19 protein-coding genes are annotated in these 14,040 nt (G+C 42.6%); all 19 read right to left on the reverse strand.

The window, feature by feature from the left end:
* Positions 1 to 2 precede the first annotated feature (2 nt).
* Positions 3 to 149: a YvrJ family protein gene (locus tag AC0VYJ_RS21050; RefSeq protein ID WP_194218329.1), complete on the reverse strand. Its 147-nt coding sequence runs from the start codon at positions 147 to 149 to the stop codon at positions 3 to 5.
* Entirely contained in the window at positions 146 to 709 is a 564-nt protein-coding gene (locus tag AC0VYJ_RS21055; RefSeq protein WP_430245207.1) for a sigma-70 family RNA polymerase sigma factor, read from the reverse strand. Before AC0VYJ_RS21055 ends, AC0VYJ_RS21050 begins: the two co-directional genes overlap by 4 nt.
* Before the next feature lie 156 nt (positions 710 to 865).
* On the reverse strand, positions 866 to 1,303 hold the full coding sequence (locus tag AC0VYJ_RS21060; RefSeq protein ID WP_194218327.1) for a YaaR family protein: 438 nt from the start codon (positions 1,301 to 1,303) through the stop codon (positions 866 to 868).
* Positions 1,300 to 1,737 (reverse strand): DUF6115 domain-containing protein, encoded by a 438-nt coding sequence (locus tag AC0VYJ_RS21065; RefSeq protein ID WP_430245205.1) that lies wholly within the window; start codon positions 1,735 to 1,737, stop codon positions 1,300 to 1,302. The genes AC0VYJ_RS21060 and AC0VYJ_RS21065 overlap by 4 nt, the downstream gene beginning before the upstream one ends.
* A gap of 14 nt (positions 1,738 to 1,751) precedes the next feature.
* Positions 1,752 to 2,537: a FliA/WhiG family RNA polymerase sigma factor gene (locus AC0VYJ_RS21070; RefSeq protein WP_475366173.1), complete on the reverse strand. Its 786-nt coding sequence runs from the start codon at positions 2,535 to 2,537 to the stop codon at positions 1,752 to 1,754.
* 30 nt (positions 2,538 to 2,567) lie between these two features.
* The gene (locus tag AC0VYJ_RS21075; protein ID WP_475366174.1) at positions 2,568 to 3,431 is read right to left on the reverse strand and encodes a MinD/ParA family protein; all 864 of its coding nucleotides are present in this window, start codon (positions 3,429 to 3,431) and stop codon (positions 2,568 to 2,570) included.
* Positions 3,424 to 4,593, reverse strand: a complete 1,170-nt coding sequence (gene flhF / locus AC0VYJ_RS21080) for a flagellar biosynthesis protein FlhF (RefSeq protein ID WP_475366175.1) — start codon at positions 4,591 to 4,593, stop codon at positions 3,424 to 3,426. The genes AC0VYJ_RS21075 and flhF overlap by 8 nt, the downstream gene beginning before the upstream one ends.
* The gene (flhA, locus tag AC0VYJ_RS21085; protein WP_303532516.1) at positions 4,590 to 6,623 is read right to left on the reverse strand and encodes a flagellar biosynthesis protein FlhA; all 2,034 of its coding nucleotides are present in this window, start codon (positions 6,621 to 6,623) and stop codon (positions 4,590 to 4,592) included. Before flhA ends, flhF begins: the two co-directional genes overlap by 4 nt.
* 2 nt (positions 6,624 to 6,625) lie before the next feature.
* A complete protein-coding gene (gene flhB, locus AC0VYJ_RS21090) occupies positions 6,626 to 7,726 on the reverse strand; it encodes a flagellar biosynthesis protein FlhB (protein ID WP_475366176.1) in 1,101 nt (366 codons plus the stop codon).
* Positions 7,727 to 7,730: 4 nt separating this feature from the next.
* Positions 7,731 to 8,507: a flagellar biosynthetic protein FliR gene (fliR, locus tag AC0VYJ_RS21095; RefSeq protein ID WP_475366177.1), complete on the reverse strand. Its 777-nt coding sequence runs from the start codon at positions 8,505 to 8,507 to the stop codon at positions 7,731 to 7,733.
* 2 nt (positions 8,508 to 8,509) lie between these two features.
* Entirely contained in the window at positions 8,510 to 8,779 is a 270-nt protein-coding gene (gene fliQ / locus AC0VYJ_RS21100) for a flagellar biosynthesis protein FliQ (RefSeq protein ID WP_098445458.1), read from the reverse strand.
* Between the two features lie 11 nt (positions 8,780 to 8,790).
* Entirely contained in the window at positions 8,791 to 9,474 is a 684-nt protein-coding gene (gene fliP, locus AC0VYJ_RS21105; protein ID WP_226615792.1) for a flagellar type III secretion system pore protein FliP, read from the reverse strand.
* On the reverse strand, positions 9,474 to 10,052 hold the full coding sequence (locus tag AC0VYJ_RS21110) for a flagellar biosynthetic protein FliO (RefSeq protein WP_475366178.1): 579 nt from the start codon (positions 10,050 to 10,052) through the stop codon (positions 9,474 to 9,476). The genes fliP and AC0VYJ_RS21110 overlap by 1 nt, the downstream gene beginning before the upstream one ends.
* 15 nt (positions 10,053 to 10,067) lie before the next feature.
* The gene (gene fliY, locus AC0VYJ_RS21115) at positions 10,068 to 11,198 is read right to left on the reverse strand and encodes a flagellar motor switch phosphatase FliY (protein ID WP_475366179.1); all 1,131 of its coding nucleotides are present in this window, start codon (positions 11,196 to 11,198) and stop codon (positions 10,068 to 10,070) included.
* Positions 11,188 to 12,171 (reverse strand): flagellar motor switch protein FliM, encoded by a 984-nt coding sequence (fliM, locus tag AC0VYJ_RS21120; RefSeq protein ID WP_475366180.1) that lies wholly within the window; start codon positions 12,169 to 12,171, stop codon positions 11,188 to 11,190. Before fliM ends, fliY begins: the two co-directional genes overlap by 11 nt.
* A gap of 22 nt (positions 12,172 to 12,193) precedes the next feature.
* Positions 12,194 to 12,385 carry a flagellar FlbD family protein gene (locus AC0VYJ_RS21125; RefSeq protein WP_303532536.1) on the reverse strand — a complete coding sequence of 64 codons (192 nt, stop codon included), beginning with the start codon at positions 12,383 to 12,385 and terminating at the stop codon, positions 12,194 to 12,196.
* 41 nt (positions 12,386 to 12,426) lie between these two features.
* On the reverse strand, positions 12,427 to 13,179 hold the full coding sequence (locus AC0VYJ_RS21130) for a flagellar hook-basal body complex protein (protein ID WP_226615797.1): 753 nt from the start codon (positions 13,177 to 13,179) through the stop codon (positions 12,427 to 12,429).
* Positions 13,180 to 13,252: 73 nt separating this feature from the next.
* Positions 13,253 to 13,615, reverse strand: coding sequence for a TIGR02530 family flagellar biosynthesis protein (locus tag AC0VYJ_RS21135; protein ID WP_475366181.1), 363 nt, complete (start codon positions 13,613 to 13,615; stop codon positions 13,253 to 13,255).
* Between the two features lies 1 nt (position 13,616).
* The gene (flgD, locus tag AC0VYJ_RS21140; RefSeq protein WP_430245173.1) at positions 13,617 to 14,033 is read right to left on the reverse strand and encodes a flagellar hook assembly protein FlgD; all 417 of its coding nucleotides are present in this window, start codon (positions 14,031 to 14,033) and stop codon (positions 13,617 to 13,619) included.
* Between the last annotated feature and the right edge of the window lie 7 nt (positions 14,034 to 14,040).

The raw sequence follows: 14,040 nt of genomic DNA on the forward strand, positions 1-14,040 counted from the left end.
AGTCATCCCTTCTTGTCAGTTTCCTGATCCGCCACCGCACTTGTTAAATCATCAATTTTCTTTTCTAGCCGCACGAGTAAATATAGTGAAACGACGATCGGAAATCCAAGATCTCCAATAATGGCATTAATCACCGTAGTTATGCTCATTTATCCCCCTCCTTTCCTGCTTCTCTTAGCTTCTCAAGCGCACGTTTACGCCTTCTGCTCGCTGCCTGTTGAGAAATCCCCGCCATTTTTGCAATCTCCGTATCAGAAGCTTCATATCGGTAAAAAAGTTCAAGAACTTCCTTCTGTTTTGGCGTTAATCGGGTATATCCTAAATAAAGTGATTTCTGCTGAAAACTTTCGGCAAATGAAATCGTTTCACCACACGTTTCCGTACTTTCAATGAAATCAATCCAGGCATCACCAGACATACCTACAGGCTGATCGAGCATAAGAGGAAAGCGAAGGTGCCCAAGTCTTCGCTTTCGGTCAAAGTTGATGGCCGTGTAGCGAATCAGCTTCGTGACGTAAGCAATAAAACGAATTTCTGTATAGTACTTTTGAAAAAGTGAATTGAGCTTATTTACCGCCTCACGATCCTCTGATGCATATGCCTCCATAAAGCTTGTCCAATGCTTCTCTTCTTGAATGAATGACTTAAATAGGAGATTTCCTTTTAAATCATCATACATTTGATTTGTTAAACGACATCCATTCTTCATCCTCACCTCTCCTTTCTCTGTCTGTAGGAATGAAAGTATCCTGGAAGCAAGAAATCACAACCATCATTTCGAACGTATGTTCTTGTTTTAATTATAGAAAAAACTCATGCAAATGACCATGAGTCAATACTTCCTTTTTTAGATGGGTCGTTTGAACTAGAGAGAAAGATCAACAAGTAGCCCCTTTATTTCACCAACAAGCGATAACAAGGTCATACCATTCTTCTCTTTTTCTCTCATCTCTTCTTGCAGTTCAACGAGCTTGTTCTCTACTGTTTCCACAAGCTTATACGTTCGATTTCTTCCATAATGGTCCATGCTGTTTTTCTCAGATAGCGTTAGCCCCTGACTTACTGCTTCCTCAAGAAACTGTTTCACCATTCGCTTGTATGCCGATAAGTTCTGAAACGTTCGTTCCTTTCCAAGCAGCTCCCCCTGACGATCAATTTGCTGTAGCAGTCGCTTTAGTTCTGCTCCCTTCAGTTCCTTTGATGCTTCCTGAATCACCGATTGAAACGCTACCTGCTTGTTACCTTTTGGGAGATCCATTTTTAAAGAGTCCAGTGACGTTTGGCCATGCTGCTGAATTTTCATCGCTGTTCAGACCTTCCGTGAATATTCACAATCAGCTCAACTTCGCCGACACCACAATTAAGGATTCTTGCAATATCCGTCACCGAAAAACCCTGTGAATGAAGCTGAAGAGCTTTTTGATTGCGTTCGTTGTTAGCAGAAGGGTGCTGGATAATGACCGGCTTCATTTGCTCCTCCACCTCAGGCGATACGGTCTTCCCATGTTCTAACACACGAAGCCGCGTATCAAGCTGGTTTTCACGTTTATCAACGTAAGATTTCACTTCAGTCATCAGTCGATCATTTTCTTCCTCTAGCTGTTCAATATACACTTCCATCCCCGTGGCGATCTCTTCACTTACATCTGAACTCTTCGTTTGCTTTAGAAACAAGAGAACAATACATAGAAAGCTCACGAGATGAAGGGCAATACTTATAAAGATGAATGGATACATGGAAATCACTCCGATTACATTGATTGAACGTGTTCTTTATTAGCTCGGAGGACACCCTTCATCCGAAGGAGCGCTCTCGAGTGTAGTTGCGAAATTCGGCTTGTCGATAAACCTAAGATTCTTGCAATCTCTGTAAGTGTTAACTCTTCAAAATAAACAAGAGAGACAACAAGTTTTTCTTTCTCAGGTAGACGTTCAATCGTTTCAGCTAGTAACTCTTTAATAAAATGTTGGTGCAAATGCTTTTCTGGTAAATCAGCTTGTTCATTTTCAATTACACTATAACGCTCAATTTGCTGCTGATCGTCATCGTGCACGGGCTCGTCTACGGAAACCATTGTAGACAGAGAAGCATCTTGAATCACCCGCTGTACTTCTTCAATTGTCATACCAAGATACTCTGCTACATCATGGTCGCTGCTTGACGTTTTATTTTGCTGTTCTAAAGCAGCGTAGGCTTCTTCAATTTTACGTGCTTTGTCACGAACGGAGCGTGGCACCCAATCATTCTGCCTAAGCCCATCAATGATGGCCCCTTTAATGCGCCAGCTGGCATAAGTTTCAAATTTCAAATCACGTTCTGGCTCGAATTTTTCAAGTGCATCAAGAAGCCCTTGATACGCGAAACTATTAAGATCATCACGCTGAACGGATGACGGAAGAGCTGCCGCATAGCGCTGTACAGCGAAATCAACGAGCGGACGATAAAGGGCAATCAATTTGTTACCAGCCTCTTCATTCTTCTCCTCTTTCCATGCTCTCCAATATTCGATTGTCTGTTTATCCATTTTGGGTTTCATGAAGTTCACCACCTGAAAAATTCTTCCCACTTATTTATGAAACAGCATCTTTGTTAGAAATCCTTTTACACCAAGCTTATAATTTGAAGGAAAATCTAGATAAGCATGAACTAAATCATCTATGGCCTTCGCTGCTCTGGAATTTGGATACTCTAGTAGATAAGGCGACTGAGCAATCACCGCTTTACGAACGATAGGATCATCCGGAATCCATCCGAGTACATCAATCGACTTATTCAAAAATTTTGCAGAGGCTTTTTGGAAATTGCGCGCTGTACGCTCTGCTTCCTCAGTATTAGTAGATCGATTCACAATTAACTTAACAGGTAACTGAGCATTTCTTGTATGTAATGCTTTTAGAACGCCATAGGCATCTGTAATAGACGGTGGCTCTGGATTAATCACAAGAAAAACGTCATCCGCTGCCTGCAAAAACCGGATCCCTTCATAGGAAAGGCCCGCTCCCGTATCGAGAATAATGTAATCGACTTTGCCTTGAAGAGAGCCAAATTCCTGGAAAAAGTGATTCTGCTGATTGCCTGTTATAGTTAGGATCTTTCCAATTCCGTTTCCACCAGCAATGTATTGAAGACCATTTACTCCTGTTTCAATGACAGCATTTAAAGAGAGTTTTTTTTCCAGCATGGAAATAAGCGTTTCTTTAGGCGTTACACCCATGAGCACATCAATATTCGCCATGCCAACATCTAAATCAAAAATCATCACTTTCTTATTAAGCGCTGCAAGACTGAGGGCAAAATTCAGTGATACATTCGACTTCCCTACGCCGCCTTTTCCACTTGTCACAGCAATAACCTTCGTCTTTTTCCCACTAGCATTCGGATGAATTCGCTTCATCACTTCTTCCCGCAATTGGTTTGCCTGATCAGACATTCACTCGCTCCCTCATGACCAGATCAAGAAGGAAATCCGGTGTTGTTGTCACCATATCATCAGGTACATTTTGTCCTGTCGTTAGAACCGAGATCGGAAGTTTGTATTCTTCCATCAAGTTAAAAATGGGGCCGCGAACTTTTGTTTCATCCATCTTTGTCATCATCACCTCAGAAATACCAAGAGAGTGAAAATTATCGGTGATCGATTTCATATCAGAATAGCGATGTGTGAGGCTTAACATAAGCGTGATCGATAATTCTTGACCGGATAGCAGTTCTTCAAGCTGTGAAACGTAGCTGTACTGCTGATAGTTGCGTCCCGCTGTATCCATTAGAATGACATCACATGATGAAAGGTTCGCTAGAGCTTGACCCAAATCCGCAGGAGACTGAACGACTTCTAGTGGAATACCGAGAATATCAGCATACGTCCGAAGCTGTTCAACTGCTGCAATCCGATAAGTATCTGATGTAATCAGTCCCACAGATTGACGCTCTTTTAATAATAAATGACCTGCTAGTTTTGCGATCGTTGTGGTTTTTCCTACGCCTGTTGGGCCAACGAAGCATCTTAGCTTCTTCTTTTTTATTCCTATATCAGGATAATTCTTGATTCGCTTTGCGAATTCCTGTCTTATCCACTCAAAAGCATCTTCTTTCGTGTAAGTAGGGTATGATTTTGATTTAATCAATAGTTCCGCCATCACTCCTGAACGAATCGCATGAGAGAATTCCTGTGCTTCTAAATACGTTTGAACTGGCTTTAACTGTTTTGGTAGCCGTTCATTTTCCATCAGCTGCATCATGATTTCTTTCATAGACTTCAGCTCATCAAGTACATTGGCTTCAAGCGCCTCCCGTCGTGGCGGCGTTTGTTTCTCTTGAATCACCTCTGGACTTTTTTCAACCCGTTCAGGCGTTTCTTCACGACGCTTTTTTTCAGATTGCAATAGCGTGGCAAATTCTCGAGTTTCTTCCTTCTCTACCTTTTTTTCATCAAGGGCAGCGAGCACTTCTAGACGCTGTTTTTGGAAAAAACCAAAGATCCCGCCCACTTTCACCTTTTTTGTATTTAAAATAACGGCTTCCTGACCAAGCTCCTGCCTTATCAGCGGCATTGCTTCGCGAAGATGGCTGACTACATAGCGTTTAATCTTCATGGTAGATTAATCACTCCTACACTTTGGACTTCTACATCGGGTTCTAATTCACTATAGGAAAGGATCATCAGCTCCGGCATGTAACGTTCGAGAAACTGACGTAAATACATGCGTATCGCTGGTGACGTTAGTAGAATTGGCTGAATACCTGACTGCTGCAGGCGGCTTACTTGTTGAAGTACTTCCTGGTAAATGGCCTGTGACGTTTCAGGATCAAGCGCAAGGTAGCTTCCCTGATCAGATTGCTGAACAGATTCTGCGAATCGCTTCTCCAATCTGGCCCCAGCTGTTAACACTTTAACCGCTTCGCCAGGCACGGCGACCTGAGATGTGATTTGGCGTGATAGCGACTGCCGCACGTATTCAGCTAGCACATCCGTATCTTTCGTTCGAACTCCGTTATCAGCTAACGATTCTAGAATCATATCGAGCGAACGAATGGATACTTTCTCCTTCAGTAGTCTCATCAACACCTTTTGAACATCCCCGATTGTAAGGATATTAGGGATTAGCTCCTCAAGCACTGCAGGAGACGATTCTCTCACATTATCAAGAAGATGCTTCACTTCTTGGCGACTTAACAGCTCATGCGCATGACGCTTAATAACTTCCGTTAAGTGCGTTGATACTACAGAAGGTGGATCCACGATCGTATATCCTGATAGCTCAGCGCGATCCTTCATTTCTTCTGTTACCCATAAAGCAGGAAGTCCGAAGGCTGGTTCAACTGTTTCGATCCCTGAGACTGTTTCATCTTCAAGTCCGCTACTCATCGCAAGATATTGGTTTAATAGCACCTCTCCACCTGCAACACGGTTTCCTTTGATTTTAATAACGTATTCGTTTGGCTCAAGCTGAATATTATCGCGGATGCGAATAACTGGAACAACAATTCCAAACTCAAGTGCGATTTGTCTTCGAATCATAATCACGCGATCAAGAAGATCACCGCCTTGCTTTTGATCAGCAAGAGGAATTAATCCGTAGCCAAATTCAAACTCAATCGGGTCGACCTGAAGAAGACTTGTGACGCTTTCAGGCTTCTTCATTTCTTCTACTTCTTCTTGACCAGCAGCTAGCTCAACTTCCTTCGTCTGATCAAGATTCTTCTGCATCGTCCAGCCGCCATAGACGAGTAATCCTGCGATTGGAAAGGTGAGAAGCGGGTTTATGGGAGTTGCAAGTCCAAGGAGCGTAATAACCGCTCCAACAACGTAAAGCAGCTTTGGATATGCAAAAATTTGTGCAGTAATATCTGAACCTAGATTGCCGTCTGATGCCGCTCTCGTTACGACGATACCTGTAGCAGTCGAAATAAGAAGAGCTGGGATTTGACTGACAAGACCATCACCAATCGACAGCAGCGTAAAAGTAGTTGCCGCATCACCAACTGGCATGCCGTGCACAACCATGCCGATAATCAATCCGCCAATAATGTTAATCAACGTAATGACGATTCCAGCAATCGCATCCCCTTTTACGAACTTACTGGCCCCATCCATTGCCCCATAAAAATCAGCTTCGCGCTCAATTTTCTGACGTCTTTCTTTTGCATCGCGATCTGATATCATTCCTGCATTTAAATCAGCATCAATGCTCATCTGTTTCCCCGGCATGGCATCAAGTGTAAATCGAGCACCAACCTCTGCTACTCGTTCGGATCCTTTTGTAATAACGATAAATTGAATAATAACAAGAATAAGAAAAACAAGGAGTCCGATGACAACACTTCCGCCAACAACGAAAGAACCAAACGTTTCAATAACCTGTCCACCTGTTTTATTCGTCAGAATGGATCTTGTAGTCGAGACGTTCAAACCAAGTCGGAAGAGAGTAGTCAGCAATAAAAGCGATGGAAAAATCGAAAATTGTAGCGCTTCTCTCGTATTCATGGCGACAAGGATAATTGTTAAAGCAAGACTAATATTCAGCATAATAAGAAAATCAAGTAGGAGCGGAGGGAACGGAATAACCATCATGATCACAATCATAATGACAGAAACGAGCACGGCATAATCTTTTATTTTCATTGTTAGTTCCCTCCTCCCGGGTAGCCTTTTATGCTATAAACGTACGCGAGCACTTCTGCAACAGCTTTGAAAAGATCCTCAGGGACGCCGTCACCTATCTCTACCTGGTGATAGAGCGCTCGAGCTAGCTGGACGTTCTCTGATGTTATGATGTCATGCTCTTTTGCTTTTTCTTTAATTTTTAGCGCAACGAAGTCCATTCCTTTTGCCACAACTGTCGGTTTATCCATTTCTTTTGGATCGTACTTAAGCGCAACAGCAAAGTGTGTTGGATTTGTAATGACGACGTCAGCATGGGGAATTTCCGAGATCATCCGGTTCATTCCAAGTGCGCGCTGCTTTTCTTTAATTTTTGATTTAATGAGCGGATCGCCCTCGCTCTTTTTATATTCATCTTTAATGTCCTGCTTCGACATTCGGATGTTTTTTTCGAAGTCATATTTCTGATAAACATAGTCTAATAGGGCAAGGAATAATAATAGAATTCCAACAGCTAAGCCCGTTTGAACGATCAATGAACCAACAAGTGCCATTGCTTCACCGATCGACTTTTGCGAAATGAGCATCACTTCGTCTCGTTTATTCCAAAGAACAATGAAGGTGCAAGCTGAGATAAACGTAATTTTTATTAACGACTTTAATAGTTCGACGAGCGTTCGAGCTGAGAATATTCGTTTCGCACCTTTTAATGGGTTAATTCTTTCAAGCTTTGCCTGAAGGGGATCTGTGGAAACGAGAAATCCCACTTGCATATAATTTCCTAGAACTCCCATGACGAGCGAAATTCCCATAAGCGGGGCTGCGATCATTGCCGCCTGCCACACATTTTCTTTCAGCATGCGATCAACATTCTGTTCTGTGAGCGTCCAATCTGTAATCTGAACAAGATTGCCTCGAATCATGGATTCGAGGCTTTCAATCATCCACCCATCAATGAAAGACATAAACAAAAACACACCAATCATCATAAAGGCGGATGGAATCTCAGCACTTCTCGCCACTTGACCCTTTTTACGAGATTCTTGCTTCTTTTGTGGTGTTGCTTTCTCAGTCTTTTCTTGTGAAAAGAATTGGAGATCCATTTGTAAGCGATAAGTTCGCATCGTACTACCCACCCAGTATTTGAATAAGCTGCCCCATCGTAGCGAGCATTTCTTGAAAAATCCCTCGCAGTAAAAAGAAAAATGTAGGAATCGTCACTAGAATAAGCACGAAACCGACAAAGATTTTTAACGGCAAACCGACAACGAAAATATTCACCTGAGGTACTGCTCTCGCAAGAAGGCCGAGCGCCACATCCACAAGAAAAAGGGAAGCAACGATCGGTAGCGCGAGCTGAAATGCTGAGAAGAACATCCCTGCAAATACTTCAGCGATAAACTTTGCAAGGGACTGACTATCCGCCTGACTCAGCAGCTCATCAGCTGGTAGAAGTTCATAGCTTCTAACAAGCCCGTCTAGCATCATGTGGTGACCATCAACGGAGACTAGAAAGAGAAGAGCAAGCATGTATTTGAAATTCCCGATAATCGGTACTTGAGCTCTTGTCTGGGGATCGATTACGTTTGCCATAACAAAGCCCATTTGAAAATCAATAAACGCTCCCGCAACCTGAACTGTATACAGGATAAGGGAGGCAATAAATCCAAGTGATAGCCCGACAAAAAGTTCTTTTAAAATAATGATCACGAACGCGAGATCAAGCGTTAGCTCTGCATCAGAACCTAATCCGGCCGTGACGATTAACGCAAAAAAGAAACCAAGTCCAATTTTGAAGCGGTTTGGAACGCTTCGTGTTGAGAAGATCGGCGCTGTTATAAAAAAAGATGTCGCCCTCATAAACACAAGCAAAAATAAGGGAAGGGCGTTAATGACACTTTCCATATCTAGCCGATAAACCTATAAAGATTTTGATATAAGTTCGTTGTGTAATCGAGTAGCGTTGTGAGCATCCACGGTCCAAACAGAACGATCGTTAACAGAACGGCAACGATTTTGGGAATGAACGCAAGCGTCTGTTCCTGAATTTGCGTCATCGCCTGAAACACACTCACGATTAACCCAACGCCAAGTGCGATTAAGAGAAGCGGAGCTGAAATAATAATCACGGTATAAACAGCATCTTCTGCAAGTGAAATGACCATATCCGGCGTCATCGTCGTCCTCCTTAGAAGCTTAATAGAAGTGATTCGACGACCAAATACCAGCCATCGACAAGCACAAATAGTAGAATTTTAAATGGTAGTGAAATCATGACAGGCGGCAGCATCATCATTCCCATCGCCATAAGCGTTGAGGCCACAACCATGTCAATAATAAGAAATGGAATGAAGATAATAAATCCAATCTGAAACGCCGTTTTCAGTTCTGAAATCGCAAAAGCTGGAACGAGTGCGGTTAACCGAATATCTTCGATCGACTCGGGCTTTTCAAGCTCAGCGTATTTATAAAAAAGGGCAAGGTCTTTCTCTCGTGTATGTCCTGCCATAAACTCTTTAATCGGAAGCTCTGCGGCATCGAGCGCTTCCTCCTGTCCAATCTCTTCGTTTATATAAGGCTGTAACGCCTCGCTATTAATCTCTGAAAGAACAGGGGACATCACGAAAAAAGTTAGAAAGAGTGCTAGTCCGACCAACACTTGATTCGGCGGCATAGATTGTGTTGCGAGCGCCGAGCGTACGAAGGAGAGGACAACTACAATTCGTGTAAAACACGTCATCAATACAAGAATGGCAGGAGCTAGCGATAGCACAGTTAGAAGCAGGACAAGCTGAATCGTAACGGAAACATCTTCTGTAGCGTTTGAACCGAAATCTAGTCCTGGGATCGTTAAGTTTATGAGTAAATCCATCACTTATCGTCCCTTCCGCTTCCGTCATCCCAATAATCCTTACGTTTGTTTCTTTGCTTCTTAAAACTTGCCTGAATCATCTCTTGAATTCCTGCTTGCTTTTGATTCATAAACGTAAAGCCCGACCGCTGTTCTTCAGCTTGATCTAAAATACGCTTCACTTCTTCACCCTGAATTTCCTTAAGAAGGTTCACGTTATCTCCAACCCCAAGCATGTAGAGGGAATCCCCGACCTTGACCATTTGAACGGATTTATTGTTACCAAGCGGTGTTCCACCAATTTGAGTGAAAACGGAATGGTGCTGAAGCTTTTGTTGGCGTTTGGACAGAAAGCGAATCAGCAAATAAATGAGGCCAACCACGACGATCGTATAGAAAACGAGCTTGATTAGTAGAAAGAAAATATTTGTGTTTGAACCTTCCACTTCAGCAGGCTGCTCTTCTATATCAGCAGGGTCTTCCCCGTTTTCCGTGAGCCAGTCTTTCACACTTCCATTATCTGCCGCTGCGATGGCGTTAAGCGGCATTACTAAGACAAGGCTGAGGAGTGTCATGATGCCAATCACAAGGTGTCTCACTTTTAAGCACTCCTTCTAACGCAGCTTTGATAAACGCTCTGCTGCACTTAATATATCCGTTACTCTAACACCAAAGTTTTCATCGATGACGACAACTTCGCCTTTGGCAATGAGTTTACTATTGATCAAAATATCAACTGGCTCTCCCGCAAGCTTATCAAGCTCAAGAATCGATCCGTGTGAGAGCTCAAGAATGTCTTTTACAATACGCTTTGTTCGCCCTAACTCCACCGTTACTTGAAGAGGAATATCTAGGAGCATGTTCAAATTTCTTTGTTCCCCGTACGGATGATCTTGCTGGCTAAAATTTGTGAACTGCACGTTTTGGATATTCGGTTCATGTTCTTTCTCACGCGTCGCAAATGAATCCATCGATTCTCTTTCTTCTTCCTCATGATTCTTTTGTTGATGTGACGATGGGTGCTGTTGCTGCAATTCAGCTTCATGCTCCTTTACCTGCTGTGTCTCTTGTTCCTGCACGGCTTCCCGAAGATCTTCTTCACTTATTAGTAATTCACTCACTTGCTTTGCTACAGATGCAGGTAGGACATGGTGTACAACCGTTTGAACAATCGATCCTATGGAAAGTTCAAACGAAACGTTCATATACACTGATTCAGCGGCTTTTTCCAATAACATAGAATTAGCAGGTTCTGAAACAACTTGAAGATTCATAAATGTTCCTGTAAATGAAGAACCTGATGCCATGCTCAGTCCTTTATGTATGCTCTCCATCATTCCTGTCATAACAGCAGTTAAACTCTTATCAACACTCTCGTCACCTTCATCACCCTTTGCCACAAGCCAGATGTCAGCCATATCTTGGGCATCAGGTGGATTGAGCATAATGATCGATTCGCCGGAAGATGCCCCTTCATAGCGAATCGCGGCCTCAACATAAGGAAGGGCTAATTCTTGTTTAAAGCGATCGTCAGGAAGGATGTTCATCTGAACATTTGATACAAAAACGTCCTGCATGAAAACGGAAGATAATGTTGTTGTAAGGCTTCCGATCGCAACGCTAAAAAGTTCATTTAATGCTTCTTCTTCAATTGAATGAAAATACACGTTAGGTTCCTCCCTTCCTGCTGCTGTCTCTTGAAATAATGCGTTGATTTCATCTTTTGAAAGGCGATTATCCGTCATGGCCTACTTCCTCCTCTTCCTTCACTTCTGTAATTTGTACGGCCATCCGACCTTTCGAAGTCCCTGGCTGTCCATGGAACTTCACCCGGTTATCGACCCTCACAATCAATGGATCTGAGACGGATTGATCCAACCGAATCACATCTCCATCTTCTAGATTTAAAAATTCTTCAATCGTGATTTCAGAGTGGCCTAGCTCAGCGATAATGCCTAAATTAGTTTTCTTAAGTCTCTTCTCAAGTTCCTTACTTTCCTGAGGCTCCCGATCCTTTTTCTGATTCGAAAGCCAGTGATGAGCTGAAAGCCTTGGCATAATCGGCTCAAGTACAACATGTGGAAGACAAAGACGGATATTACCTGTTACTTCGCCTACTTTTACATTCAGTGTCACGGTGACGACTGTTTCATTTGGAGATACGATTTGAAGAAAGTGTGGATTAACTTCAAGCTCTTTAAGCTCAGTTTTTAGCTTCAGTACCGATGTCCAGGCATCTTGAAAGCTTTCTAAGATTTTACCGAAAATCCGCTCAATAACAACCGTTTCAATTTCCGTTAAGTGTGTCAGTTTTTCAGGCTGATTCCCTTGACCTCCAAGCATTCGATCCAGCATTGCATAGGCAAGCTCCGGTGCTACTTCAAGCACCATCTGTCCTTGCAATGGTGAAGCAACAAAGAGACTAAGAATTGAATTCTCTGTAATCGACTGCACAAATTCTTCAAATGGCATCTGATCAACAGAATGAACGGAGGCTTGAATGATCGTCCGAAGCTGAGCCGATGAATACGTCGTCATGAGACGTGCGTAGTTCTCATGGATACGAGTTAAAATTCTGATGTGATCTTGAGAAAAGCGAAGCGCTCTTTTAAAGTCATATGTTTGCACTTTTCTATCCTTCATTGACTTCTTTTGCCCTTTATCGTCGATGGCAGAAAGAAGTGCATCAACTGTTGCTGGCGATAGCATATCAGACAACATGGTCACCCCCGTTCTTCTATTATTTCTCTAATACGTGAATATCACGATAGAATTCCGTAACAAGCTGTTTTACTTCCTCGACTGTCTCCATCACAACGTAGCGTTTTCCATTCGTTAATAGAATCATCGTATCCGGCGTTGACTCAATCGTTTCAATGTAAATGGCATTCAACATCATCGCTTCACGGTTTAATTTAGTTAACGGTATCATATGAACAGAGCAGGCCGAGGAAACTCCTCAGCCCTTACCCCCTATCGTTTTAAATTGACGATTTCTTGAAGGATCTCATCTGAAGTTGTAATCACTCTTGAGTTCGCCTGGAAGCCACGCTGAGCTACAATCATTTCAGTGAACTCTTCGGTTAGGTCAACGTTGGACATTTCGAGTTGACCAGCGACGACGCGTGAGTCTTGAGGAAGCCCTGGTACTGCATCCCCAGATTTTTCTGTTTCACGAAAAAGTGAGTTACCTACTTTATTAAGCCCACCTGGATTTGGCACTGTGCTTATCCCTAGATTCAAAGTTTGTTGTTCATTTCCTTGAGTATCTGTATAAGTGATAACCCCATTACGATCAATACTTTTAATTTCACCGATCTGCTGAATAGGGTTACCTTGATCATCTAACACTGCGTAGCCTTGTGTTGTCACAAGATTTCCTGTCGCATCAACCTGAAAAGACCCAGAACGAGCAAGGTAATCAGTTCCGTCACTTCTTACTGTAAAATACCCATCCCCCTGAATACTCAAATCCGTCTGTACCCCTGTCGTCATTGGTGATCCGGGACTATCTACCATATTAATCGCCGATACGGATGAACCAAGACCTACCTGTTTCGAATTTACGGAGTTTCCTGCCACGCTCTGACTGAGTAGATCTTCAAACAGCACTCTACTTTTCTGGTAACCTACTGTATTTACGTTCGCAATATTATTCCCGATAACATCTAGCTTTGTTTGAAAGCCTCTCATTCCTGAAACGCCTGAGTACATTGAATTTAACAAGTTGTTTCCCCCTCTAATTGTTTCGCTGCTTCAATCGGTCCACAGCGAATCGGCCTCCTGCTCGGTCCGGCCATTATAAAATAAGTGCTGAGTCAATGTTTGTGACGATTTGATTCTCCATACTATCCTGCTTCATAGCAGTAATGACTTTATTGTTTTTGACGCTAACAACAAAGGCGAGATCTTTCATTAACATAAGCGACTCGTTTGATCCTTTTTCTCTCGCTTTTTCTACTCCATCATTTAGCTTTTGGAGCTGATTGTCCGAAAGGGAAATCCCATTTTGCTTAAGTCGAACCTGTGCGTGGTGACTAAATGAAATCTGTGAATCGATCGAATGCTTTAGTTGATCAGCAAAAGAATTTTTTGAATTCTCCTGTTTTGTAGTTAGTTGAATCGGTTGCTTTGGATAATAAACTTGATTGATTTGAACCATACTATTCCCCCGTTTCGATACGCTCTAATAGGGAGATATCTACCTGTTTGCCACTATCAAGTTCTGCGAGTACTTTGCCTTCTTTGTATAAAACAGCTTCTACCTTACCTGCGTTCGCTTCGTTATTCTCCTGCCACTGAACGCTTTTACCAATTAAATGTGCGTAATCCTTCATCGAGCTTTGTAACTGACTATCGAAAAATTTATTCATCGACTTATTCATGTTTGTCATTTGCTCGAGTGAACTAAATTGCGCCATCTGCCCGATAAATTCAGTATCTTGCATCGGCTGCATCGGGTCCTGGTTTGAGAGCTGAGCAACGAGAATTTTCAAGAAATCATCTTTTCCTAACTGACCAGGTGCCTCTGTTTTTTGTGTTTGAACAGCTGATGTTGCTGTGACAGAACCTGTATTCATGTCACCC

It is taken from the genome of Anaerobacillus sp. 63XJN7_5_ISO-PGPR-S23-430, from assembly GCF_056173695.1.

What these genes read in the sequence shown, in the direction of transcription:
- AC0VYJ_RS21050 (WP_194218329.1), bottom strand. Translation starts at nt 149, where the DNA reads ATGAGCATAACTACGGTGATTAATGCCATTATTGGAGATCTTGGATTT.
- AC0VYJ_RS21055 (WP_430245207.1), bottom strand. Translation starts at nt 709, where the DNA reads ATGAAGAATGGATGTCGTTTAACAAATCAAATGTATGATGATTTAAAA.
- AC0VYJ_RS21060 (WP_194218327.1), bottom strand. Translation starts at nt 1,303, where the DNA reads ATGAAAATTCAGCAGCATGGCCAAACGTCACTGGACTCTTTAAAAATG.
- AC0VYJ_RS21065 (WP_430245205.1), bottom strand. Translation starts at nt 1,737, where the DNA reads ATGTATCCATTCATCTTTATAAGTATTGCCCTTCATCTCGTGAGCTTT.
- AC0VYJ_RS21070 (WP_475366173.1), bottom strand. Translation starts at nt 2,537, where the DNA reads ATGAAACCCAAAATGGATAAACAGACAATCGAATATTGGAGAGCATGG.
- AC0VYJ_RS21075 (WP_475366174.1), bottom strand. Translation starts at nt 3,431, where the DNA reads ATGTCTGATCAGGCAAACCAATTGCGGGAAGAAGTGATGAAGCGAATT.
- flhF (WP_475366175.1), bottom strand. Translation starts at nt 4,593, where the DNA reads ATGAAGATTAAACGCTATGTAGTCAGCCATCTTCGCGAAGCAATGCCG.
- flhA (WP_303532516.1), bottom strand. Translation starts at nt 6,623, where the DNA reads ATGAAAATAAAAGATTATGCCGTGCTCGTTTCTGTCATTATGATTGTG.
- flhB (WP_475366176.1), bottom strand. Translation starts at nt 7,726, where the DNA reads ATGCGAACTTATCGCTTACAAATGGATCTCCAATTCTTTTCACAAGAA.
- fliR (WP_475366177.1), bottom strand. Translation starts at nt 8,507, where the DNA reads ATGGAAAGTGTCATTAACGCCCTTCCCTTATTTTTGCTTGTGTTTATG.
- fliQ (WP_098445458.1), bottom strand. Translation starts at nt 8,779, where the DNA reads ATGACGCCGGATATGGTCATTTCACTTGCAGAAGATGCTGTTTATACC.
- fliP (WP_226615792.1), bottom strand. Translation starts at nt 9,474, where the DNA reads ATGGATTTACTCATAAACTTAACGATCCCAGGACTAGATTTCGGTTCA.
- fliY (WP_475366179.1), bottom strand. Translation starts at nt 11,198, where the DNA reads ATGACGGATAATCGCCTTTCAAAAGATGAAATCAACGCATTATTTCAA.
- AC0VYJ_RS21125 (WP_303532536.1), bottom strand. Translation starts at nt 12,385, where the DNA reads ATGATACCGTTAACTAAATTAAACCGTGAAGCGATGATGTTGAATGCC.
- AC0VYJ_RS21135 (WP_475366181.1), bottom strand. Translation starts at nt 13,615, where the DNA reads ATGGTTCAAATCAATCAAGTTTATTATCCAAAGCAACCGATTCAACTA.
- flgD (WP_430245173.1), bottom strand. Translation starts at nt 14,033, where the DNA reads ATGAATACAGGTTCTGTCACAGCAACATCAGCTGTTCAAACACAAAAA.